Raw genomic sequence first — 23,744 nt, forward strand, 5'->3', positions numbered from 1 at the left:
CCATGAGAGGGCTACAACATGGATGTGGATGCAGCGACGGGTCACACGACCCGCATGCGGCAGATCGCCGATCTGCCTTGCCCGAAGGGCCTGCCGTTGATCGGCAACCTGCATCAGCTCGCGCCTGCGAAGCTCCATCTGATCCTGGAGCGCTGGGCCGAAGAGTTTGGCACGCCGTTCAGATTCCAGATAGCCGGAATGCCCGTTACCGTCTGGACCGATACCGAGCTTTGCCAGACCATCATGCGCGAGCGGCCGCACCGCTATCGCCGGTATGCGACGCTCGAATCGGTGCTGGAGGAAATCGGCTGCAATGGCCTTTTTTCCGCCGAAGGCGCCGCATGGGAGCCGCAACGGCGGCTCGTCATGCAGGCGCTGTCGATTCCGCATATCAAGGCGTTCTACCCGACGCTGGCCGCGATCACCGAACGCCTGCGCGTGCGCTGGGCACGCGCGGCTGAGCAGGGCAGCGTCGTCGAGATGACGGAAGACCTGAAGCGCTACACGGTGGACGTGACAAGCGCGCTCGCGTTCGGCGAAGACCCGCATACGATCGAAAAAAACCGCGGCGTGATCCAGGAGCACCTCGCGCTGATCTTCCCGATGCTGATGACGCGCATCAACGCGCCCTTTCCGTACTGGCGTTACATACGCCTGCCGCGCGACCGGCGCGTGGACCGCGCACTGGTCGAGGTGCATCGCTATGTCCGTCAGATGATGGAACGCGCGCGCGCCCATATGCGCGACGACCCGTCGGAAACGCCGCGGCATCTGCTCGAAGCGATGCTGATGATGCGCGACCAGCCCGACTCCGGCATCACCGACGACCAGGTCGCCGCCAACGTACTCACGTTGCTGCTCGCGGGCGAAGACACCACCGCCAATTCGATTGCATGGGCGCTGCTTTACCTCGCCGACGACAAGCCGCTGCAACAGCGCATGGCCGGTGAAGCCCGCGCGGCGCTGGGCGCATCGCCCATCTGTCCGGACTACGGCGCGTTGAAGTCGCTGGATCTGTTCGAAGCGGTATGTACCGAGGCAAGCCGCCTGAAACCCGTGGCCGCGATCAATTCGTTCGAGCCGCTGGAAGACGTGTGCCTGCAGGATGTGTCGCTGCCAGCGGGTAGCAAACACTTCTTTCTGAACCGGCCCGCGATGCTCGATGCACGCAATTTCGCCGAGCCGCTGAAGTTCGACCCGGATCGCTGGCTGCGTCAGCGCGATGCCGCGCACGGCGCGCATGAAATGCGCGCGTATCTGCAGTTTGGCGCGGGGCCGCGTGTGTGTCCCGGACGGCATCTAGCCAGCGTCGAAATGCGGCTCGTGCTGTCGATGCTGATGGCGAATTTCACGGTCGACCTCGCGGTCGACCCGGACACCATCGAGGAAATCTCCGCGTTCACGATGGTGCCCAGTTCGATGCCAGTGAGGCTCGCCGTGCGGCCTTGACGGCTGCGACCGTTGTGCCGTTACGCCGTTACGCCGTTATGCGACGGCCGGGAAATCGAGCGTCGTGTCGTTCACGCGGTTCACGAGGTTCGTGAAGGTGATCGATGCGACAGCCAGACAGATTTCGATGACCTGGCGCTCGCTGTAGCCTGCGTCGCGCACGGCGTCGAGTTCAGCGGCCGGCACCGTGCCGCGCGTATCCACCAGCGTGCGAACGAAGCGCACCAGCGCGTCGCGCCTTGCGTCGCCGGTTGCATCGCCGGCACGGACCTGCTTCATCGCTTCCTGCGAAAGCCCTGCAAACTTGCCCATCAGGGTGTGCGCGGCAATACAGTAATCACAACCCGCTACTTCGCTGACAGCGAGCTTGATGGTTTCGATGTCGGCCTTTTCGAGGCTGCCATGCGAGATGACAGCGTCGACAGCAAGCATCGCGCCAAGACCTTCGGGGCTATGCGTACCGATCGTGGCGTACGCGTTCGGCACCTTGCCGGCGGCCTTCCTGATGGCAGCGAACAGGTCGGCGGTAGCACCGGTTGCTTCGGCGGGGTTGAGAGTGGAAAGACGGGACATGATCGACTCCTTGAGTGTTGGGTTTCATCTGCTAGCCATGTCGTATGGCATGGGAGTCAGTTTAGGCAGATGAAGTGAGTTTACTAATGCTTCAACACATCAATTTCATGCTCAATCGTCTCACACCACTCAAAATTGAATTGACCCCGTCATTTCGGCTGGATCGAAAAAACCGGCGCGGCGTCGCCCGTCGAGGAGCGGGCCGCGCCGGCTTGCGCGCTTCATTTCACGCGTCGTCGCGCCTTGAGCCACGACGCCAGCGCAATCAGTAACGCGCCTGAAAGAACAATGAAAAGTCGATGCCGGGGGTCGAACGCATCGGTCATTCTCCACTCGAAGAGACCGTGACCGATGCCCCACAACAGCACCAGCGTGCCGGCGAAATCGATCAATGTGATCCATACGGGGGTTTGGGCATCGCGAGCGCCCAGAGCCTTGACATGTCGCATCAACCTGAACGGAAGCACACACAGAAAACACACCAGACCGATGAGTAGAAAGGATGCAAGGGCCAGCTTGATGAGCAGCAACATGACGTTGGGGATGTCCAGAACGAACGACTGATTAAGGGTCGGCCCATTCTAGCGGAACAGACTGCGCTGCGCGCTCATCGGCTTCAGCGGGTTCAGCCAGTGTGCTGCGCACCACGCCTTCGGGCGTGGTGCCGGAGAATCAGGATTGCATTCGCGCGACTGTTACACTCACGCGGATACGGCCCGCCACAAAAAACACGCGCCGCTCCAGTGCGAATCGCAACGGACGTCAGTCGCGCACCGCAAATTTCCGTCTGACAGACATCGCAACTCATGCTTCGATTCGAAAACCTCTGCAAGCGCTACGATGAGCGCATCCTCTTTCAGGGGCTGCATTTCAGCGCCGGCTCAGGATGCATCGCGCTGGATGATGAAAGCGGTAGTGGCAAGTCGACGTTACTGGGCATCCTCGCCGGCACGATCCAGGCCGACAGGGGCGAAGTCTGGATCGGCGGCCATTCCATGCGCGACTCACCCGTCGAGGCGAGATCCGCAATCGCCTGTATCCCCGAAGACTGCATGACGTATCCGGATCAAACCGGGCACGCCTGGCTTGAGGGCATTGCTTCGACGCGCAAGACGGCGCTCACCGTCCACGCACTCGAACTCGCCGGTCGCTTTGGCCTGACGACACATCTCGACAAGCGCTTCGAGCAGATGTCGTTTGGCACGCGGAAGAAAATGTTCCTGACGGCGGCCGCTTTGGGCGACGTAAAAGTCGTCATCGCGGATGAGCCCGTCGGAGGACTCGATGCCGCCGCGCGTGCTGTGCTGATCGATCTCTTCAAGACGCTGTCGCAAAGCCGCACGGTTTTCTTCTCAAGTTACGACGTGGATTTTTCCCGTGCCTGCGAAGCAAGAACGATCAGCTTCGCGGCACTTGGGAAGAACGCCTGAGGCCGGCCACGCGAAAGCGTGAGCAGATCGATGAACTCAGCTCGCCGTGGTTAGCGAAGACAGGGCGCCCGTCTCAAGCAACGCCTTGAGCGTGGCGGAAAAGGCGGTGGCGGTCGCGGTCTGGTAAGCGCCTTTGCGCCGAAGCAGCGCCACGGTTCGCGAGGGAAATTTCGGCTCGATCGTCACGTATTTCAGATCGCGATGCTCATATTGAAGCGCGCCGGGCAGAAGCGTCGCGACCTTGCCTCTGCGTACGATCTTCAATAACGCACTGATCGAATTCGCCTGCATCACGACGTTCGGTTTGAATCCGTGCGACTCGAAGTAGCTGTCGACGAAAAAGCGCGACACGAACTGTCCGCTGAGCAACGCCAGCGGAAGTGTCGCAAGCTTTCGGCCTGTAATGGGCGAACGTTGTTGCGCGACGGGATGATCGTTGCTCACGACCAGCGTTATCTGCTCCTGGAACAGCGCTTCCGATTCGATATCGTCCGAGCGGATGTCCGTAAATCCGATCGCCAGATCGATGCGGTCATCGCTCAAACCGCCTTCGATGGCCTCCTGCGACATTTCCGCCATCTCGATCGTGATACCTGGATACGACGCATGAAAACGCTCGATCACGGGCGTCACCAGATATTCAGTGAACGTTGGCGTGAACGCGAGCCGCAAATGGCCTCGCGACAGATCGCGCACGTCGTGCAACGCACGCTGCCCGGCTTCGAGGTCCAGCAGTGCGCGGCGCGCGAATTCGATGTAGGCGCTTCCGAAGTCGGTCAGTTGAACCACGCGGCCACTGCGATCAAACAGCTGGCCGCCGATCTCGCTCTCCAGCTGGCGTATCTGCTGCGACAGCGCGGGCTGCGAAATATGCAGGCTGTCGGCAGCGCGCGTGAAATTGCGATGTTCGGCGACCGCAAGCAGATAGCGGATATGACGGAGTATCACGCGCGTCCTATAAGTTTTACTTATTGACGTGATTCTAAACCGGACTTGGACTCTATGGGCGCGTACGACCACAATGAGCCAAAACCAATGGGATTTCGTATGCAACTACTTATCGTCGCCTTGATTACCGCGCTGTCTTTTGGCGCGATGACAACGTATCTGATTGCACAGCTTCTTTCTGATGACGTCATGTTGAAAAGTGCGCGCCACGGTCGCTACGCGTATCTCGGCGAAGACGACGGAGAAGCGACGCCGTGGTCGAGCCAACGTCAAACCGGTCAGACGGTCGTGTCGACGCGGCACGTTGGCGACGCCCGGTAGGCAAACCACGATCCGCTAGGGCAAATTCTCGCGCAGCACGATACTGAAATGAATGGGCTTGACGCCGTTCGCGGTGTCGCGTCCTTCGCGCACGTTATTGAAAATCCTGAGACAGTTGCCAACGATCGCCTGAGGCGTCTGGGTAATAAGCGCGTCCATGGTTCCATCGATTAAAAGTGCGCGCGTATCGGGCGTCAGCCCGTGTCCGATGAACAGAATCTTCTGCTCGGGCCGGGCTTCCACGATCGCCCTCGCCACGCCCTCAGAGCCGCCACCGCTGTTGTAGATTCCCGCCAGATCGGGATGCTGCGCGAGCAGATTGCGCGTCTGATCGTAATTGCGCTCGCTGTCGTCATGCCCTTCCCTGAGTCCCAGCACGCGTACGTTCGGAAACAAAGATTCAATCAGGTGAAGGAAGCCGATCTCCCGCTCCTCATGCCCGCGGTAATTCAGACTACCCGCCAGCATGGCGATCTTGCCGCTCGGACGCGGCCCTAAAAACCGGCCAAGCAACAGTGCAGCGGTACGTCCCGCCGACCGGTTATCGATACCGACATAAGCCAGCCTGCGAGCGTTCGACAGATCCGAAATCATCGTGATAGCGGGCACGCCTTGCGCAGCAAGCGTATCGACGGCATCGCGCACGAGCGGATGTTCCAGCGCCATGAACACCACGCCGTCCGCGCGCGGCCCATAGTACAGAAGACGATGGGCGAGCTCCGCCGGGTTGAAGCTTTCGACGTAATGCACCCGGCACTTCATGCCCTGAGCCGCCCATTGTGCCTGCGCAAATTCAATGTAGTCGCCCAGCATCCGCAGATAGGGATTCGTCCCGGCCGGCATCAGGAACACGATGCGCATCGGCTTGGCAGCCTCGCTGGCGGGCTTGTCCGTCTCGATCAGGTAACCCGCATTCGCGGCCGCTTGAAGCACGCGTTGCGCCGTCACGGGGCGCACACCGTCGCGGCCATTCAACACGCGATCGACGGTTGCCGTCGACACGCCGGCGGCCCCCGCGATATCGGCAATTCGCGCGCGCGCGTTGACAAGCGGACTCGATGACGCGTCTGACATAGGCGTTGAATGATCCTCAGAAACCATCAAAAACCATCATTTTGTGAGTTTGACAGCGATGGACGCCGTCCTTAGTCTTGCCGCAAGGGTAAGCCAGGTACCCATGAAAATTCAAGCCTGCACGACAAGAAACCATCGGGCTTGATGGGATTTGATGGGATCCGGGTTTACATCAAATATCAAATAATCGGAGACAACCGGATGACCCATCTCACCCGCCGCGCGCTGCTGCGCGCCGCAGTCGCCGCACCGCTCGCGGGCCTGGCCGGCACGTCACTCATCGCGCGCGCCGATGCGCCGCAATTCGTATTCAAGTACGGCAACAACCTGCCCCTGACGCACCCGCTGAACGTGCGCGCGCAAGAGGCCGCGAACCAGATTCGCGAAGCATCGAAGGGACGGATGGAGATCCGGATATTCCCGAACAATCAGCTGGGCGGCGACACCGACATGCTCGCGCAGGTGCGCAGCGGCGGCATCGAAATGTTCACGCCGTCCGCGCTGGTGGTGTCGACGCTCGCGCCGGTCGCGGCGATCAACGCCATCGGTTTCGCGTTCAAGGACTACGATCAGGTCTGGGCCGCGATGGACGGCAAGGTCGGCGCATACGTCCGCGCGGCGATGCAGAAAGCCGGCCTCGAATCGTTTCCGAAGATGTGGGACAACGGCTTTCGCGAGACGACGACGAGCACGCGTCCGATCACGACTGCGGCCGACATGCACAGCCTGAAGATTCGCGTGCCCGTGAGTCCGCTCAGCATCGACATGTTCAAGGGTCTCGGCGCCTCGCCCACGAGTTTGCAGTTCAGCGAGGTGTATTCGTCGCTGCAGACCCATATCGTCGATGCGCAGGAAAACCCGCTACCGATCGTCCAGGTCGCCAAACTGTACGAAGTCCAGAAGTATTGTTCGCTGACCAATCACATCTGGGACGGCTTCTGGTTCGTCCTGAACCAGCGTGCGTGGCAACGGCTTCCCAAAGACCTCCAGTCGATCGCATCGGATGCGTTCGATCAGGCGGCACTCAGGCAACGCGACGATGTGCGCAAGCTCAACGAAGCCGCCGTCGCCGATTTGCAGTCCAAAGGCCTCGCGATCAATCGCCCCGCGCCCGATACCTTCCGTGCAGCGCTGCGTCAGGCGAATTTCTACACTGAATGGAAAGGCAAGTTTGGCGATCAGGCATGGTCGCTTCTGGAGAGCTATACGGGCAAGCTGGCTTGACCATGCCCGGTTGCCCGCTATCCTGCCGGAGAAAAAAAACATGGCGAACCACGTTTTGACGGCCGGTTCCGCGTCCGCTGACGTACTGGCCAGCAGCCCGCGTCGCTGGCTGAAGCGCTTCGATCGCGCATTGATCGTGCTGGTCGAAGGGGTGTGCGCAATCCTGCTCGCGACCGAAGTGCTCGTGCTGTTCGCGGGTGTGATCTGCCGCTACGCGCTCCACCAGCCGCTAGTCTGGTCCGACGAGCTCGCCGGCATCCTGTTCCTCTGGCTGTCGATGTTCGGTGCCGTCCTCGCGCTGCGGCGCGGAGAGCATATGCGGATGACGGCGTTCGTCAGCCGTTTGTCACCGCAGGGGCGTGCGTTCGTGGACACGCTTGCGATCACCCTATCGGTGGCGGTGCTGGTCCTTGTGTTCGTTCCGGCGCTCGACTATGCGACGGGCGAAGCGGCCATCGTCACGCCTGCCCTGCAGATCAGCAATGCGTGGCGCGCGCTCGCGTTGCCCGTCGGCGCCGCACTCATGCTCCTCGTCGGACTGATCCGGCTGTTCGAGGTCAGCCGCATGCGCGACATCGCCATTGCACTGGCTGTCTGCGCCGTGGCCGCCGCGGGGATCGCGCTGGTCGCGCCTGCCCTGCTCGAACTCGGCAAAGCGAACCTGATCATTTTCTTTGTCGGCGTGGTGGCGATCGGTATTTTTTCCGGCGTGCCAATCTGCTTTTCGTTTGCGCTCGCAACCTTCGGTTATCTCGGTCTCACGACCTACACGCCGCTCGAAGTGATAGTCGGACGGATGGACGAAGGCATGTCGCACCTTGTCCTGCTCGCCGTGCCGCTGTTCGTTTTTCTGGGCCTGATGATCGAAATGGCCGGCCTCGCGCGAGCCATGATCCAGTTTCTCGCCAGCCTCGTCGGTCATGTTCATGGCGGGCTGTCTTACGTTCTGATCGGCACGATGTACCTTGTTTCAGGCATCTCCGGCTCGAAAGTCGCCGATATGGCCGCGATCGCTCCGGTCCTTTTTCCTGAAATGAAAAAGCGCGGCGCGAACGAAGGCGATCTTGTCGCCCTGCTGGCGACGGCGGGTGCCCAGACGGAAACGGTGCCCCCCAGCATCGTGCTGATCACGATCGGCTCGGTGACCGGCTTGTCCATCTCCGCGCTTTTCACGGCCGGCATGCTGCCTGCCATCGTGCTCGCGGTCACGCTGTGTTTCGTCGTGTGGATGCGCTACCGGAAAGAAGATCTGCGTCACGTACAGCGCTTCAGCCGCCGTGAAATGGGGCGAATGTTTCTCGTCGCATTGCCGGCGCTCGCGTTGCCGTTCGTGATCCGCGCGGCTGTGGTCGAAGGGATCGCGACGGCAACCGAGGTATCGACGATCGGCATTGTCTACGCCATGGTCATAGGCGTATTCGTGTATCGCCAGTTCCAGTGGTCAAAACTTCCGCGCATGCTGGTCGATGCAGCCACGTTGTCGGGTGCGATCATTTTCATCATCGGCTGCGCGACGGCGATGGCGTGGGCGCTCACGCAGTCCGGATTCTCACAGGATCTCGCGGATCTGATGATGCATCTGCCCGGGGGCGCGTATGCATTCATGGCGTTGTCGATTGTGGTGTTCATTCTGCTGGGTAGCGTGCTGGAAGGCATTCCCGCCATCGTATTGTTCGGCCCTCTTCTCTTTCCCATAGCGCGGCTCGCGGGTATCAACGAGATCCACTACGCGATCGTCGTCATTCTTTCGATGGGCGTCGGCCTCTTCTCGCCGCCCTTTGGCGTCGGCTACTACTCGGCCTGCGCGATCAGCAAGGTCAACCCCGATGCCGGCATGCGGCCGATCATCGGCTATATGGGCGCGTTGATTGCCGGCCTGATTCTGGTCGCCGCCGTGCCGTGGCTGTCGACCGGCTTTCTCTGAAGCCTTAATTCTCCGGAGTATTTTCATGAGTCGTTATTTTGGCGAGATTCGCCAGGCGGGCTATGTCGTGCGCGATATCGAAGCGGCGATGGATCACTGGAGCCGCGTGCTGGGCGTCGGCCCCTGGTTCTACAACGAGCGTGTGCCCATCGAAGACTATGTGTATCGCGGAAAGTCCTACGACGTACATAACTCGGTCGCGCTCGCCAATTCCGGGAGCCTCCAGGTCGAACTCATCCAGACGCGCAACGACGCGCCGTCCATGTATCGCGATTTCCTCGCCGCCGGCAACACCGGCTTGCAGCACAACGCTTACTGGACGACGAATTTCGATGCCGATCTCGAACGCCTGGAACGCCAGGGCTTCAAGGTGGCGATGAGCGGCAATGTCGGCAGGAACGGGCGCTTCGTGTACTTCGATACGGAAAGTCATCCGGGAACGGTGATCGAACTGTCGGAAATCGCCGGACCGAAGGGCAAACTGTTCGAACTGATTCATGCAGCGTCGCTCGACTGGGATGGACGTGATGCCGTGCGGCCTTTTCCTGAATTGAGCAGGCTATGAACGCAGCGCACGGGGATGACGGATTGATCGAGGCCGACTACCTGATCGAGACGCCGCTCGATCCTGCGCGCGTCGCCGAAATCATGGCGGGCGAGCAATCGAGCGGCACGTTTGTGCGTGTGGCAAATGAAACCGATGCACTACGCGCCCGCAGTCGTGCAGGCGTCACGCGCGTGGTCGAGCTCGGACCGGCGCACCGCCCGAGCCTGCCGAGCGCCGCGCTGGCCCGCCAGGGCGTGACGGGACCATGGCGCCGGGCGCAGGTCACGCTCGCTTTTCCGGTGGCGAACATCGGCGCCAATCTGCCGACGCTGGCCGCGACCGTCGCGGGCAATCTATACGACCTCGGTGAAGTCACGGGCATGCGATTGCTGGCAATCCGGCTTCCCGCTGCGTACCGGAAGCGTTTCGACCTGCCGGCACAGGGCATTGCCGGAACGCGGGCGTTGACGGGTGTGGCGAGCGGCGCGCTGACAGGAACCATCATCAAGCCCAATGTCGGCATGAGCGCGGACGAAACGGCGGGTCTGGTCAAGACCTTGTGCGAAGCGGGCGTCGACTTTATCAAGGATGACGAAGTCTGCGCGAACCCGGACCATGCGCCGCTGGACGAGCGTATCCGGGCGGTGATGAAGGAAGTGCGCGCGTATCGTGACCGTACCGGCCGCAACGTCATGGTCGCATTCAACATTACCGACGATCTCGACGCGATGCGCCGCCACGCCGATCTGGTTGAACGCGAAGGCGGCGGTTGTGTGATGGCGAGCGTCAACTGGTGCGGATTCTCGGCTATCCAGTCGTTGCGGCGAGCTACCCCGCTCGTTCTGCATGCGCATAGAAATGGGTTCGGCATGATGTCGCGCGATCCATCGCTCGGGATGTCATTCCAGGCGTATCAAACCTTGTGGCGGCTTGCGGGGGTCGACCATATGCACGTTCATGGTCTGAGCGGAAAATTCGCGCAGGCGGACCGCGAAGTCATCGACTCGGCCAGAGACTGCGCGACGCCGCTCGCCGAAGGTGTCGACGATGCGGTGTTGCCCGCGTTTTCATCGGGACAATGGGCCGGAACCGTGCCTGCCACGTTCGACGCAATGGGTTCAGACGACCTCCTGTTCATGTCAGGCGGAGGCATTCTTGCGCATCCGGATGGTCCCGCTGCGGGCGTCCTGAGCGTGCGTCAGGCGTGGTCGGCGGTGCAGAACGGTGTGTCGCTCGAACGCTTTTCACACGACGCGCCCGAATTGCGGACCGCGCTCGAGTTCTTCGGTGCGCGTGTATGAGTGACGGTCCGGCCTACGGCTTTTATGGCGACGACTTCACCGGCGCGACGGATACGCTTGCCCATCTCGCGCGCGCGGGCTTGAGAACGATGCTGTTTTTTCAGCCGCCGACCGATGCCCAGCTCGATGCCGCCGGCCCGCTCGACGCGATCGGCGTAGCCAGTGCCGCGCGCGCGATGGCGCCGCCGGCGATGAAACCGGCGCTGATGCGGGCAGGCGCCCGCTTCGCGGAACTGGGCGTGCGCATCCTGCATTACAAGGTCTGCTCCACGTTCGATAGCAATCCGGATCTTGGCAGCATCGGTGCAGCCGTGTCGACGCTGCGGGGTTTCTTCCCGAATCCGCTTGTGGCTGTCATCGGTGGGCAGCCCGGACTGCAGCGCTATTGCGCATTCGGCAATCTGTTCGCCGCCGGTTCTTCGACGGGAGGTGGAGAAGCTCCGCCCGTCCTGCGGATCGATCGCCATCCGACGATGAGCCGTCATCCCGCGACGCCCATGCTGGAGGCCGACCTGCGACTTCATTTGCAGGATCAGGGGCTGCCCGGCATGGGCCTGATCGACTGGCGCCATTACACCTCGACGTCCGGCCGTCTCGACGCGCAGGTGAACGGGCACATCGAATCGGCTTGTCCGGCCGTGCTCTTCGACGTTCTGGACGACGCCCATCTCGCCCCGATCGGCCGCTTGCTGGCTGAACGATCGGCCGGCGTTCCCTTGCTCGCGGTGGGTCCCAGCAGTGTGGCGCAGGCGTGGACCATGGCGACGCGTAGCGCGGACAGCAGCGTACCCATTGCATCGCCGGCGGCGGCACTCCAGGTTCAGCGTTCGACCGGTCCGGTGTTTGTATTCGCAGGCAGTCTTTCGCCCACGACGAGCAGGCAGATCGACGCCGCCCATTCGTATTCCAGGGTTGAGATCGATCCAGCCCAGGTGGACGCCGATTCGCTCGACCGGTATCTCGACGACATCGTGACGCTGTTGCGAAGCGGAAAAAACGTCCTGACGTTTACCAGCCGGGCGTTCGATCAGACTTCGAACCGTCGCGACGACACGACTCGCGCGTGTGCGGCACTGGTGCGGCGCGTTGTTATGTCGATGACGTTAAGGCGAATCTGCATCGCGGGAGGCGACACTTCCAGCTTTGCGGTACAGGCACTCGGGGGATGGGGTTTGTCTTACATCGGCGCAATCGCGGAAGGCGTCGCGATGTGCCGGTTACATGCCGACGCCGAAGAACTGGATGGCATCGAGATCGCACTCAAAGGCGGTCAGATGGGCGGCATCGATTTCTTCGAACGTCTTCTCGACGAAAGCGCCCGTCGAACGACAAATAAACCGAACCTGTGATCTGCCCCGGGATTCCCTGACCGAAGCGAACTGGAGATCATGGCATCCGAGGCCGGAGGCCGATCTCTTCACCAGCGTGCACAACAAGGCCAGGCTCGTGGGCCGCCACGTCAACGCCACCAGGCGGGCGCGCTGAACCCGGCCTGACGACTTACCTCGGCGTATGGACGTACGCTGCGGCAAACGGGTTAATCATGCGGCCGGCCTGGCGTTCTCGCTATCGCCCATGGCCCGCGCATCGTCGTATTCGCGCGAGATGTCCTTGTTCGTGTGATCACCCAACATCGATGCGGCAATCAGGCTGAGCACCGCACACGCCAGAACATAGACCGCGATTGCATAGCCCGAATGGTAGTAAGCGAATAGCGCGGTCGCAATCAGCGGTGCCGGGCCGCCGGCAATGACCGAAGCCAGCTGGTAGCCCATTGACGCACCGCTGTAACGCAGCCGTCCCGTGAAGGATTCAGCGATCAGGGCGGCTTGTGGACCGTACAACATCGAATGCGGTACCAGCGAGAGCACGATGGCGGCGAAGATCCACATCGGGTCCCGGGTGTCGACCATCGCAAAATAGAGGAAGCCGAATACGCCCACGACGGCGGCACCGATCATATACATCCGACGCCGCCCGATCAGATCGGACACGTGGCCAAAGAACGGGATGGTGAAGAATTCGAGCACGGAAGCCGCCAGCACCGCCATCAGCAACAGGTCGCGTGACACGCCCAGCGTCGTGACGCCATAGGTGAAGACGAACGCCGTGAAAATATAGAAAGGCGCCTGTTCGGCCATACGTGAAAAGGCCGAGAGAAGGATGTCTTTCGGCTGGCGGCGCAACACTTCGAGCATCGGCGTCTTCTCGATTCTGCGCTCAGCCAGGAGCCGCGCGAAGATCGGTGTCTCGAGAATATTCAGGCGGATGTAGAGGCCAATCGCGACCAGTATGATGCTGAGGAAGAACGGTACGCGCCAGCCCCACATGAGGAAACCGCTGCCGGAGATCTGACTCATGGCCAGCACGGCCAGGTTGGCCAGGAATAGTCCCGCCGGCACCCCGAACTGCGGCCAGGAGGCGACGAAACCGCGATGCGCGTTCGTGCGCGCCCATTCCATCGACATCAGGACCGAGCCACCCCATTCGCCGCCGACACCCACCCCCTGGATGAAGCGCAGCACCGTAAGCACGACAGCGCCCCAGATGCCGATCGTCGCATAGGTCGGAACAAAGGCCACGGCAAACGTGGCGAGTCCCATCAGTAATAGCGTCACGATCAGCGTGGCCTTGCGGCCGATGCGATCGCCGTAGTGGCCGAAAATGGCGGCACCCACCGGTCTCGCTATGAAGCCGACGGCATAAATCAGAAAAGCCTGCAGTGTGCCGACGAGTGGGTCCGAACCGGGGAAATACAGCTTCGCGAAAACCAGGCCGGTCACAGTACTGTAGAGGAAGAAGTCGTACCACTCGATCGTGGTACCCACCGTGCTTGCGATGACGGCGCGGCGCAGCTGGCGCCGGGAGTCCTCATCGGAGAGGGGCAGCGCCCCTGATTGCGTGGCAGCCATTTGAGATCCCCCACAAAAAGGGCGACATTCTGATATAGACAATTTTCGCAATGCGTGGTTCCGGCGGCGGCAAGGTGCGGCTGGCAGAGAACGCGGCACGATGATTCGGACGTTGCGTCCAGACCGGCCGCCGATGCGGTTATCCGGCAACCAGTGGGTGCCGCGGCGCTTAGCTTACGGACTCTTTAGGAATCTCAAATAGAAGGCGGCAAACACCAGGACAATGCCGATGTTCACTATCAGCCGTTCCCAGAATCGATTCTTAAAGAACAATAAATCTACGCTAACGACAACGGCTATCAACGTCACAATGCAAAGTGCGACAGACGTGTTCCTTGTCATTCCAATCACCAGTTCAAATATATGAAGAACTGATTACCTGTGCAGTTCGCGGATTTGTCTCCAGGAGTCCATTGAAGCACAAACAGGGCAAGAGCGAGGATCACCGGGTAATCCCCCACCTGGAGTCAGAGTGATGCGACGCGACGAGCGAAGCTCAGGCGAAGTCATTGTCAACGATTTGAGTCGCACGGTCGGACGACCGGTTGTTGGCTGCGTAATGTCGGACAGGCTGAGGCATTACAGAATCGACCTGCTCGCGTGGCCGTATGACGCCAGTCACGCGGTCGCTTTCCTTACCCCCAGCCTGGACATATCAGTCAGGCATCCATCGTCGAGTGCGGTCACGGGCGTAACGTCACGATGATGGATATGTTCTGGTCGCTTGTCTTTCGTATAACGGTTGGCGACAGGATTCAGGATCAGCGAGAAAATAGCGCGCGTCCAGGGCGAGAGGTTGGGCGGTGATCCGTGGATAAGGCTATCGCCGAAGATCAGCGCAGTGCCCGCCGGTCCTGTCGCAGAAACCAGATCCCGCTTCTCTCCCACCTTCCTGACCACTTCGGTCGGAACCACCCACAACGGGTGACTCGTGGTGACCGTATCGTAATGCGCGTCTGACGCACCAGCACGATGCGAGCCCCGGATGAAGTACAAAGGCCCGTTGAATTCATTCACGTCATCGAGAAAGACATGCAGGTTGAGCGCCAGCGGTTCCGGCACACCGTCATCGCGATGGTGGGTCGCGAAATCCTGATGCCACTGCCACATTTCTCCAGTGATCGCTTCCTTGACGTTGATCTTCGACTGCATGACATAGAGATCCGGGCCGGCTATCTGCTGTGCCGGTTCCACGAAGCGCGGGTGCCGCACGAGCTTGCCGAAGACTTCGTCGCGCAGGTGAAGACCGAACGCCGTGCGCACGACGTTACTGTTTTTCTCCTTGACGTTCGCCGCGCTTTCCTCGCTGAAAACGCGGTCCATGGCGCTTCGCAGGACTTCGACCTCGTCGGTGGAAAAAGAGCTTCGGGAGAATGAGAAAACCATCCTCGTTGAATTGCCGAAGCTGCTCTTGTGCTAGCTGCATGGTGGACCTCCGAATAAGACGATATGAGTATGCGAGACAGACTCAGCTGTGTTCTGTCAGTGCCTTGATGTGCATCGATTAAAGGATAGCCGCCGGTTCAATTAAATAGAAACTAATACTGTTTAATGAAGGTATAAGTGATGTTGATGTCATATTTCGTGAGCGCCTTAAGTTGCCGGCATCTACGGATAAGCGTCCATTGCGGTGCTAATGTCGATACGCGTTCAGGCAGGTTTCCCCAAAGCGTATTCAATGAGCCGGACGCCCGCGGATGAGAAATAGCGCGACCCGATTCCCTCTCAAGGTCTGCGACCTGAAAAAGGGTATTCCTTGCGGCGAACGCAGCGTCCTGCGCGAGGACCTGAAAATGACGGCGACGGCAACCCGGAAACGTCACTCGCTCGTGTGATACCGGAAATCGAGATCGCGCAGCCCGATACTGAAATCCAGCGGCGACGAGCCCTGAGCCCTCACTGCATCCTGGATACTCAGGTTCGCTCCACCATCCTCGCCCACGATCGTGGCCATGTCGCCTGGCGATACGTCGGGATGGCCCGACAGATCAACGACGGTATATTCCAGCGTGACGGAAATGATGCGGGCGAGTCGCCCAGCGATCAGGACGTGAGCGTCGATGTCAGGACGTGAGCGCGGCATACCATTTGTCCGTCCAATCGCAAGCACACCGGTTCGCGCAACACCCTCGAAGTTGGACCCGTATGGATCGTTATCGGCTCTGATCGAGCCTGGATCGATCGGCCGTACCTGGATCAGGCGCGCCCTGATCGCGCGAAGAACGGGAGCCGACTGCGGGGTGATCCCGTTGTCGGCCGAAAATGAGCGCAAGCCATACAGGAAATGACCCGCACACACCGCAGTGAGACTGTCGTCGATATTCGCCAGCACGTGCGCGCTCGCGCGGGCCTGCGTCACGCGCAATGCCAGTCCTCGTTGTGCGAGACGTCGAACGAGCGCTTCGAACGCGCGGATTCTGTCTTCAGCCCAATCGGCGTGACCCATGTCAGCGAAAGGCACTGCGGATCCTCGGGCCCAGATGCAAGCTGCCGCTGTTGCCTGCCCTCGGCATCACCATTGCGTTCGATCGTGCGCGGCCGTCCGCGCTTGTCGTGGCGTTCGCCGCTCATATCCGGGCCGTTTTGCCGAAGATCCAGCTGACGCGACGAGATGTCGAGTTGAGGCGAAACGGTCGGTATCGGGGCAGCGCAGATAAAGTCACCGGAAGCGAATTCAAAGAGGCCCCTCGTTGGCGGGGCCTTGAGCTACGAAATCACCGTGTTTCTGTTAGTACGTCACAGAGGTCCCACTGCCAGTAAAACTGTGCTGGGTAGGAGCGTCATTTGCATAGTCGGAAACGGCCTGGATGATGTTCACGATCTGTTGCGGCAACCTGCCGCCGCTAACCGCGGTCATTGCAGTACGATCCATCTCAACGGCTACGGGAAGGTCTTTGATTACCAGCGTGTTCATTTCGATTCTCCAAGGGTAAATGAGTCAGTCAGGAATGTCAGAGCTTGTTTTGAGGGTGTCCCCACTCCTCGATGAGAATCAACGCAAAGTGCGTGCCAAACGGTGGCGCCGCGGTCAGCGATCACACAACTAGTTGAAAATACTGGATTTTTAATGGCGACCAGTGCGAATTGGCAGGCAGACGTGCGCGCTGCGGCCGGTGGCTCGGATCCAACTTTCCGTCTGGCACTGTGGGTTAGATCGCGACACATGCGGTCCGCCTGCGTATCCCGTGTTTGTACGATGTCCTCGAGGCGTGGAATCCGATCGAAGCCTGACGACAATGAGTCTGTCGCGGACAGTCTCGCTTTCCTGCTGGACTGCTATGGCCACACATGCTGCTGTGGCCTGCGATGGGGAAACTGCGCTCAGGCTCCTTCCTCATCGAAAAGTCCGCCGAAAACCCGCTTACATCTGGGGGCCACTCACTGGTGCTGCGCGACGACCCCGGGAGTCACCGTACGCGCACCCCAACGCACCGTCGCGAGAAGAGAGGCTACGACGATCAAACCACCTCCAACCCACGCCCCGACCGACAACTGCTCGCCCAGCCACACGCATGCGAATAGCGCACCGAATGCTGGCTCACTTCCCATCAACAGCGCTACACGGGTCGGGCTGCTGCGCTTGACTGCATGGTTTTGCGCAAAGAACGCGAACAGTGTGCAGGCCAGCACCAGATAGAACATGCTCGCCCAGAACATGCCGTGGCCAGCCAACGTCGGCAATGGTTGCCACTGCCGAGGCGCAAACAGTAACGCAGCGATCAGGCTGCCACCCGCGACTGTGCCAGCCTGCACGACCGTCACAGCCAACGGAGCAAGCGCAACGTCGCGCATGACACGCCTTGTCACGCAGACATTCAGTGCCCTGAGAAACGCAGCCAGAAGAATCAGCGCGTCACCGGGTCCCGGCTCGGCCACGCCACCGCTGAGTAACCATGCGCCCAGCAACGATAGCGCCACAGCGCCCCATTCCGCGCGCAAAGGCTTTCTTCGCAGGAGGGCCCATTCCACGAGCGGCGTTAGCACCATGCACAGGCTGATAAGAAACGCAGCGTTTGATGCCCGTGTCAGTAATATCCCAAACGTCTCGGCCAGAAAAATCCCCAGCAGCAATCCGCCAGCGCCGAATGTGCCCGCCAGCGTTGACGCCTTTACGTACCGCAGCGAGCGCAAGGCGGGCGATAGCACCACAAAGGTCAGCCCGAAGCGCAACGCAAGCAGTCCCAGGACCGGATAGAACGCGAGCGCGCCTTTGACGACTCCATAGCTCGTGCCCCACACCATCGCGACCACCAGCAGCATCAGGTCGGACAGCCAGAGTAGACGGTTTTGTTTCCGCATGGCAGACCTCGTTATCGGCAAGGTCTGAATTGTCCAGTTTTGCGTTTGAAATGATAATTGCGGTTGAACGCACATGTTTTATGTCGCATCCGCACAAATTCCGCCCCAACGTGATAATCATGCATCCAACCCAGCTTTTCGCGCTGTTACCCGACATGGCGACCTTTGCCCGTGTTGTCGATGCGGGCAATTTCTCCGTGGCGGCACGCCAGTTGGGCAGCACACCGTCCACGGTGAGCCGCCAGATCAAGCGGCTTGAAGAAGCGCTCGGCACACGACTGCTGGAACGCTCGACGCGCAGTGTGCGAGTGACCAGATCGGGCACGCAGGTTTACCGGTATTGTCGCGACATGCTTGGCGCCGCATCGGGCGCCGTTGATGCGGCTGGGCAGACCATCGGTCAGCCACGGGGGAGAGTCAGCGTCAGTGCGCCGACGGCTTTTGCCAAAACAGTCATCCATCCGCTGATTCCGGGGTTCCTGCGTACGTGGCCGGATGTGGATGTGCAACTGGTATTCGCTGACCACGAAGTCGATCCCCTGCGCGACGATGTGGATTTCGTGATCCGCCTGACCAACTCGCCCCCGCCAAATCTTGCAGCCCGACAACTCGGTACGGTGAAATGGGTGCTCTGTGCGTCGTCAGCCTATCTCAACGCACACGGCACACCGGCCGAACCTCATGATCTCGCGCAACACGATTGCCTGTATCTCGGCGAAACCGTTGACGACAATCGCTGGCATTTCCGGCGTGGTACCGATACCCAGATCGTGGAAGTAAAGGGCCGCTATATCGCCAATCACGCGGGCGCGCGGCTCGATGCTGCGTTACAGGACTGGGGCATTGCAAGCCTGCCTGACTTTGCCGCTGCCGAAGTGTTGCTACGCGGTGGGCTGGTTCAGGTTCTCGCCGATTGGGTATTCGAGGCGCGTGTGTACATGGGCCCGGTGTGGTTGCTGTATCCGCCCAACCGTTTCTTGCCGCCGAAGGTTAGAGCGCTGATTGACTACCTGGCCGAACATCTACGCGAGACACTGGGCGAATGACCGCCTTCTGCCGGTCCGAAGGACCGCTACAGGTCGGGAGGGTGAGTTCGCTGATGCAGGAAGCCGCCACCGTCAGCAACCGTTCGCCCGCGCCTCGTGCAACGAATCCCACAATAAATATGGCTGCCAGACCACGCATACGACGTCGCGCCAACTGGCCCGACAACCTGCACGAGCCGCGTCCGGGCTATTACACCCGGCGCGATCCGCGCGACGGGAAGACGCACATCCCCGGCCGGATTGACCTCGCGCTCGCGATCTTCGAAGCGCAGGAAGTCAACCGTCGACAGTCGTAAATACCGGGATCGAGTAATCCGCTTCGGCGGTGCCGCACCTATCTGGGATCGGCGGCTGACAACACCTTTGCTTCCCTGTCAGGACCTGTCTGTGGAAACTGCGCCCCAGCGCCGCACACGAACAACCTTCATAATTGCGGCCATCCGAAGCCCAGGAATCGCGCCATCATGACCGACACCCACGTCCGCCCCCATCAATCGCCCCGACTCACCAGCCTGTCGCACGGCGGCGGCTGCGGCTGCAAGATCGCCCCCGGCGTCCTCGCCGACCTGCTCAAGCGCAGCGCACCGCTGCCGTTCTTTCCCGATCTGCTGGTCGGCAACGATACCGCCGACGACGCCGCCGTCTACAAGCTTAACGACGAGCAGGCAATCGTCGCCACCACCGACTTCTTCATGCCGATCGTCGACGATCCGTTCGACTTCGGCCGGATCGCCGCCACCAACGCACTGTCCGATGTCTACGCGATGGGCGGCAAGCCGATCATGGCACTCGCCATCGTCGGCATGCCAATTAACGTGCTGCCGCACGACGTGATCGCGGCCGTGTTAAAAGGCGGCGAGTCCGTGTGCGCCGAGGCCGGCATTCCGCTCGCCGGCGGCCATTCGATCGATTCGGTCGAGCCGATCTACGGTCTCGTCGCACTCGGCGTGGTCGATCCGAAGCGCGTCAAACGCAACGCAGGGGCTCAAGCCGGCGACGTGCTGGTTCTCGGCAAGCCGCTCGGCGTCGGCATTCTGTCGGCGGCGCTCAAGAAGGACCAGCTGGACGCCGCCGGCTACGCCGCGATGATCGGCGCAACGACCAGACTAAACCGCCCCGGCGTAGAGTTGGCGAGGCTGGACGGCGTGCATGCGCTGACGGATATCACCGGCTTTGGGCTACTCGGCCATACGCTCGAACTGGCGCGCGGCTCGAATCTGACTGCCCGCGTGCGCTACGCGGATCTGCCGTGGCTGCCGGGCGTGATCGACCTCGCGGAAGCGGGCATTCTGACCGGCGCATCGGCGCGCAACTGGGCCGCCTACGGCGAAGATATCGTGCTGCACGCGGCTCTGCCGTCGACGGCGCGCACGCTTCTGACCGACCCGCAAACCTCGGGCGGCCTGCTGGTTTCGTGCGCACCCGAAACGGTCGACGAAGTGCTTGCGTTGTTCCATGCCGACGGGTTCGGCGACGCGCGCGTGATCGGCGAAATGGTCAGCGGAGAAAGACGCCTCGAAGTCGTTTAACGTGCAAGCGGACGCCGCGCGAAAGCGCGGACCGAAGCATGGGACGAATCAATCACGCATCACACTGGGTCCCGGCCTGGCCGCGCATGCGATAATTTCGCTCTTTCCGCCGAGCCGCTTTGTCTTTTCCTCTTGAAAAACCTTCTCGTCAGCCTCGAAAAAGCAGGTGATTTCGATGAAATCATCGATGTGCGCACGCCTCTCGAATTTGCGGAAGACCACATTCCGGGTGCGCTCAACGCGCCGGTACTGAGCAACGAAGAACGCGTTCTGGTCGGCACCACGTACAAGCAGGTCTCGCCGTTCGAAGGCACGCGGATGGGCGCGGCGCTGGTCGCGCGCAACATCGCGCATCACCTGGAGACGAGCTTCGCCGACCGGCCACGCAACTGGCGGCCGCTGATCTACTGCTGGCGCGGCGGCAAACGCTCGGGCTCGGTCACGACACTGTTCAACATGATCGGCTGGCAGGCGCGCCAGCTGGATGGCGGCTACAAGAGCTACCGGCGCGCCACGCTCGAAGCACTCGATACACTTCCGAAGACCCTGAACTACATCGTGCTTGTCGGCCCGACCGGCAGCCGCAAGACGCATTTGCTGTCGGCCCTGAACCAGGCGGGCGCGCAGACGCTCGACCTCGAAGCGCTGGCCGCGCATCGCGGCTCGCTGCTCGGCGCATGGGCAGGCGTGCCGCAGCCCTCGCAAAAGCGTTTCGACACCCTTCTCGTCAGCGCGCTGCGCGAGTTTGATCCAGGCCGGCCGGTGTTCGTCGAAGCGGAGAGCCGGCGCATCGGTTCGGTGGCTCTGCCGCTCGCGCTGCTGGACACGTTTCATCAGGGTGCGTGCGTGAAGGTGCTGTCGAGCTGCGAGGATCGCGCGACGTTCCTGCTGCACGACTACGCGCATCTGTTCGATGACCCCGAGGCGCTCAAGGCGCTGCTGGAACGGATGATCGGCTTGCATAGCCGCGAGCGCGTCGTGGGCTGGCAGCGGCTCGTCGACGAAAACCGGCGCGCCGAACTGGCCCACGAGCTGATCGAGCGGCATTACGACCCGGCATATGCACGCAGCAGCCATCAGCATTTCACGCAGTTGCCGCACGCGCTGCAACTGACTTTCCGCCCCAACGACGCCGATGTCGTCGAGCAGGCAAAAACACTGCTTGCCCAGCTCGACAGCCGCGCGCCCACTGTCATCTGATTAAAACCATCGCTTGAGACCTTCATGCAATCAACCCTTCGACAACCTCGTGTCGCGCCTGGCTGGGTCGTATTCCTGCTAATCGCGGTGGTCGGCCTCTTCTACGTGAAGTGGTTTCCGTACTACAACCGCGCGTTCGTTGCCGCGAGCCAGCACTCCATCGGCAAGTCGATCCTGATGGGCACGTCGGCGAGCGCGCCGGACGCGTCGTGGCAAGCCGCGACCGATTACGCGCTCGCTTATGGCAAAGCAATCTGGCAAGCCATGGTGCTCGGACTGCTGCTCGGCTCGGCGGTGCAGGCGCTGATTCCGCCGCAATGGGTCGCGCGCGCGCTCGGCCGCACTGATTTCACCAGCGTGGTGAAGGGCTGCCTGATGTCGTTGCCGGGCATGATGTGTACCTGCTGTGCGGCCCCGGTCGTCGCCGGTTTGCGCGCGCGCCAGGCGGCGCCTGGCGCGGCGATCGCGTTCTGGCTCGGCAACACTGCGCTGAATCCGGCCACGCTGATCTTCATGGGCTTCGTGCTAGGCTGGCAGTGGATGGGCTTGCGGCTCGCGCTCGGCATTGTGATGGTGTTCGGCCTCGGCTATCTGGCGAACCGCATGGTCACACCGAAAGAAGCCGAAGCATCGCGCGAAGTCCTCTCGCTACTGGTGTCCGCCGACGACCCCGGCTCCGCTTTCACGCGCTGGGTGAAAATCCTCGGCAGGATGACGCTGCGTCTCGTACCCGAATATATCGTGCTGGTTTTAATTCTCGGCGCGGCGCGTGCGTGGCTGTTTCCGCACATCGGACCGAACATCGATAACAGCCTCGTGTGGATCATCGCGTTGTCGGTCGCGGGCACGCTGTTCGTGATTCCGACCGCCGGCGAAGTGCCGATCATCCAGGCAATGCTGTCGTTCGGCATGGCAGCCGGTCCCGCCGGCGCATTGCTGCTGACATTGCCGCTGATCAGCGCCCCGTCGATGGCCATGCTCGGCCGCTCGTTCCCGAGGCGCGTACTGACGGTGGTGGCACTGGCGGTGGTGGTATGCGGCGTGGTCAGCGGCTTGCTGGCCATCGCTTTGGGCTTCTGAATCCAGGCTACCGAGTTTGAAACGTATCGCTGCATTCGTTCTGACTGTTACTAGTGGCGTCAAATTCGTCTAAAACGGACGGTTTGAAATTCAAGATGAAGTGATCGCGCGATGGTGGGATCAAGGTTCAGGCGGGTTCCGCGCGGCTGGCTTCAGTGGCCAATCCGCCAGCCGTACCGGGCAGCATCTCTCAATTTGTACCGGTACTGTACCGGACTCCTTCGATAGACTGCATCATCCGTCACCGAATCTGGAGCCCGTCATGTCACTCGACTCCCCGCTGACACTCGGCGCCCTGCCCGCCGGCATCCTGTTCGCGCTCGTCACCAGCATCACGCCGGGTCCGAACAACACGATGCTGCTGGCGTCCGGCGTCAACTTCGGCTTTCGCCGCACGATGCCGCACATACTCGGAATCGCCGCCGGCGTCGCGCTGCTGATGCTTTCCGTCGGCTTCGGCCTTGGCGAAGCGTTTCGCCGTTTTCCGATGCTCTACACCACGCTCGAAGTCGCAAGCGTCGTGTACCTGCTGTATCTCGCCTGGAAAATCGGCACGTCGGGTGAAATCCAGACCCGCAAGGGCGAGCGCCGGCCGATGCGCTTTCATGAAGCCATCGCGTTCCAGTGGATCAATCCCAAGGCGTGGATGATGGTGCTGACGGCCGCAACCACGATTCATCTGAGTGCCGATTTCGGCTTCAACTCACTGATGATGGCAGTGTTGTTCTACGTAACCGGATTGCCCTGCATCTGCCTGTGGGCCGCATTCGGCACGAGCCTGCGGCGCCTTCTGTCGAATCCGCGCTGGCTGCGCGCGTTCAACATCGTGATGGCCTCGCTGCTGGTGCTGTCGATGTACCCGGTCGCGCTGCATCTGCTTGCCTGAA

At 61.2% G+C, this 23,744-nt stretch carries 23 protein-coding genes; 14 read left to right on the top strand and 9 right to left on the bottom strand.

Going from position 1 to position 23,744, the window contains the following annotated elements; all coding sequences use genetic code 11:
• Positions 1-18: 18 nt before the first annotated feature.
• Positions 19-1,449, top strand: coding sequence for a cytochrome P450 (locus LPA37_RS09160; RefSeq protein ID WP_228983673.1), 1,431 nt, complete (start codon positions 19-21; stop codon positions 1,447-1,449).
• Positions 1,450-1,485: 36 nt separating this feature from the next.
• Here LPA37_RS09160 and LPA37_RS09165 read toward each other — a convergent pair whose 3' ends face one another.
• Both LPA37_RS09165 and LPA37_RS09170 read right to left on the bottom strand, forming a co-directional pair.
• On the bottom strand, positions 1,486-2,022 hold the full coding sequence (locus LPA37_RS09165; protein ID WP_228983674.1) for a carboxymuconolactone decarboxylase family protein: 537 nt from the start codon (positions 2,020-2,022) through the stop codon (positions 1,486-1,488).
• Between the two features lie 221 nt (positions 2,023-2,243).
• Positions 2,244-2,555 carry a hypothetical protein gene (locus LPA37_RS09170; protein ID WP_229012354.1) on the bottom strand — a complete coding sequence of 104 codons (312 nt, stop codon included), beginning with the start codon at positions 2,553-2,555 and terminating at the stop codon, positions 2,244-2,246.
• Positions 2,556-2,828: 273 nt separating this feature from the next.
• Between LPA37_RS09170 and LPA37_RS09175 the strand changes: the two genes are divergently transcribed.
• Positions 2,829-3,452 (top strand): ABC transporter ATP-binding protein, encoded by a 624-nt coding sequence (locus tag LPA37_RS09175; RefSeq protein WP_229012355.1) that lies wholly within the window; start codon positions 2,829-2,831, stop codon positions 3,450-3,452.
• Positions 3,453-3,488: 36 nt separating this feature from the next.
• Here the strand turns inward: LPA37_RS09175 and cynR are convergent, their stop codons facing one another.
• The gene (cynR, locus tag LPA37_RS09180; RefSeq protein ID WP_228983680.1) at positions 3,489-4,400 is read right to left on the bottom strand and encodes a transcriptional regulator CynR; all 912 of its coding nucleotides are present in this window, start codon (positions 4,398-4,400) and stop codon (positions 3,489-3,491) included.
• A gap of 54 nt (positions 4,401-4,454) precedes the next feature.
• On the opposite strand from cynR, the gene LPA37_RS09185 reads away from it, so the two are divergent.
• Positions 4,455-4,721: a hypothetical protein gene (locus LPA37_RS09185; RefSeq protein ID WP_228983683.1), complete on the top strand. Its 267-nt coding sequence runs from the start codon at positions 4,455-4,457 to the stop codon at positions 4,719-4,721.
• Between the two features lie 15 nt (positions 4,722-4,736).
• Here LPA37_RS09185 and LPA37_RS09190 read toward each other — a convergent pair whose 3' ends face one another.
• Entirely contained in the window at positions 4,737-5,795 is a 1,059-nt protein-coding gene (locus LPA37_RS09190) for a LacI family DNA-binding transcriptional regulator (protein WP_229012356.1), read from the bottom strand.
• A 201-nt stretch (positions 5,796-5,996) separates the two neighbouring features.
• Here LPA37_RS09190 and LPA37_RS09195 point away from each other — a divergent pair, with 201 nt between their 5' ends.
• Genes LPA37_RS09195 through LPA37_RS09215 form a run of 5 tightly spaced genes read left to right on the top strand, consistent with a single transcriptional unit; the run spans position 5,997 to position 12,140 of the window.
• Positions 5,997-7,019 (top strand): TRAP transporter substrate-binding protein, encoded by a 1,023-nt coding sequence (locus LPA37_RS09195; RefSeq protein WP_228983687.1) that lies wholly within the window; start codon positions 5,997-5,999, stop codon positions 7,017-7,019.
• 40 nt (positions 7,020-7,059) lie between these two features.
• Positions 7,060-8,943, top strand: a complete 1,884-nt coding sequence (locus tag LPA37_RS09200) for a TRAP transporter large permease (protein ID WP_229012357.1) — start codon at positions 7,060-7,062, stop codon at positions 8,941-8,943.
• A gap of 25 nt (positions 8,944-8,968) precedes the next feature.
• The gene (locus LPA37_RS09205) at positions 8,969-9,508 is read left to right on the top strand and encodes a VOC family protein (RefSeq protein WP_228983689.1); all 540 of its coding nucleotides are present in this window, start codon (positions 8,969-8,971) and stop codon (positions 9,506-9,508) included.
• Positions 9,505-10,791 (top strand): ribulose-bisphosphate carboxylase large subunit family protein, encoded by a 1,287-nt coding sequence (locus LPA37_RS09210; RefSeq protein ID WP_228983690.1) that lies wholly within the window; start codon positions 9,505-9,507, stop codon positions 10,789-10,791. Before LPA37_RS09205 ends, LPA37_RS09210 begins: the two co-directional genes overlap by 4 nt.
• A complete protein-coding gene (locus LPA37_RS09215; protein ID WP_229012358.1) occupies positions 10,788-12,140 on the top strand; it encodes a four-carbon acid sugar kinase family protein in 1,353 nt (450 codons plus the stop codon). The genes LPA37_RS09210 and LPA37_RS09215 overlap by 4 nt, the downstream gene beginning before the upstream one ends.
• A gap of 192 nt (positions 12,141-12,332) precedes the next feature.
• On the opposite strand, the gene LPA37_RS09220 is transcribed toward LPA37_RS09215, so the two are convergent.
• The 5 genes from LPA37_RS09220 to LPA37_RS09245 all read right to left on the bottom strand — a co-directional run bounded on the left by LPA37_RS09220 (position 12,333) and on the right by LPA37_RS09245 (position 18,002).
• Complete coding sequence (locus LPA37_RS09220) at positions 12,333-13,703, bottom strand: MFS transporter (RefSeq protein ID WP_229012359.1); 1,371 nt, start codon at positions 13,701-13,703, stop codon at positions 12,333-12,335.
• Positions 13,704-14,321: 618 nt separating this feature from the next.
• On the bottom strand, positions 14,322-15,089 hold the full coding sequence (locus LPA37_RS09225; RefSeq protein WP_267478162.1) for a phytanoyl-CoA dioxygenase family protein: 768 nt from the start codon (positions 15,087-15,089) through the stop codon (positions 14,322-14,324).
• A gap of 433 nt (positions 15,090-15,522) precedes the next feature.
• Positions 15,523-16,164 carry an alanine racemase C-terminal domain-containing protein gene (locus LPA37_RS09230; protein ID WP_228983312.1) on the bottom strand — a complete coding sequence of 214 codons (642 nt, stop codon included), beginning with the start codon at positions 16,162-16,164 and terminating at the stop codon, positions 15,523-15,525.
• A 267-nt stretch (positions 16,165-16,431) separates the two neighbouring features.
• Positions 16,432-16,617: a hypothetical protein gene (locus LPA37_RS09240; RefSeq protein WP_228883678.1), complete on the bottom strand. Its 186-nt coding sequence runs from the start codon at positions 16,615-16,617 to the stop codon at positions 16,432-16,434.
• A 464-nt stretch (positions 16,618-17,081) separates the two neighbouring features.
• On the bottom strand, positions 17,082-18,002 hold the full coding sequence (locus LPA37_RS09245) for a DMT family transporter (RefSeq protein WP_229012361.1): 921 nt from the start codon (positions 18,000-18,002) through the stop codon (positions 17,082-17,084).
• Between the two features lie 119 nt (positions 18,003-18,121).
• On the opposite strand from LPA37_RS09245, the gene LPA37_RS09250 reads away from it, so the two are divergent.
• The 6 genes from LPA37_RS09250 to LPA37_RS09275 all read left to right on the top strand — a co-directional run bounded on the left by LPA37_RS09250 (position 18,122) and on the right by LPA37_RS09275 (position 23,743).
• Positions 18,122-19,048 (top strand): LysR family transcriptional regulator, encoded by a 927-nt coding sequence (locus LPA37_RS09250; RefSeq protein WP_229012387.1) that lies wholly within the window; start codon positions 18,122-18,124, stop codon positions 19,046-19,048.
• Positions 19,049-19,167: 119 nt separating this feature from the next.
• On the top strand, positions 19,168-19,344 hold the full coding sequence (locus LPA37_RS09255; RefSeq protein ID WP_229012362.1) for a phage integrase Arm DNA-binding domain-containing protein: 177 nt from the start codon (positions 19,168-19,170) through the stop codon (positions 19,342-19,344).
• A 168-nt stretch (positions 19,345-19,512) separates the two neighbouring features.
• Positions 19,513-20,577, top strand: a complete 1,065-nt coding sequence (selD, locus tag LPA37_RS09260) for a selenide, water dikinase SelD (RefSeq protein WP_229012363.1) — start codon at positions 19,513-19,515, stop codon at positions 20,575-20,577.
• A 132-nt stretch (positions 20,578-20,709) separates the two neighbouring features.
• A complete protein-coding gene (gene mnmH, locus LPA37_RS09265; protein ID WP_229012364.1) occupies positions 20,710-21,777 on the top strand; it encodes a tRNA 2-selenouridine(34) synthase MnmH in 1,068 nt (355 codons plus the stop codon).
• Positions 21,778-21,801: 24 nt separating this feature from the next.
• Positions 21,802-22,857: a permease gene (locus LPA37_RS09270; protein ID WP_228983326.1), complete on the top strand. Its 1,056-nt coding sequence runs from the start codon at positions 21,802-21,804 to the stop codon at positions 22,855-22,857.
• 262 nt (positions 22,858-23,119) lie between these two features.
• Positions 23,120-23,743 (top strand): LysE family translocator, encoded by a 624-nt coding sequence (locus tag LPA37_RS09275; protein WP_229012365.1) that lies wholly within the window; start codon positions 23,120-23,122, stop codon positions 23,741-23,743.
• The last annotated feature ends 1 nt before the right edge of the window (position 23,744 follow it).

The sequence above is a fragment of the Paraburkholderia gardini genome, assembly GCF_907164545.1.
GTDB classification, from domain to species: Bacteria; Pseudomonadota; Gammaproteobacteria; order Burkholderiales; family Burkholderiaceae; genus Paraburkholderia; species Paraburkholderia gardini.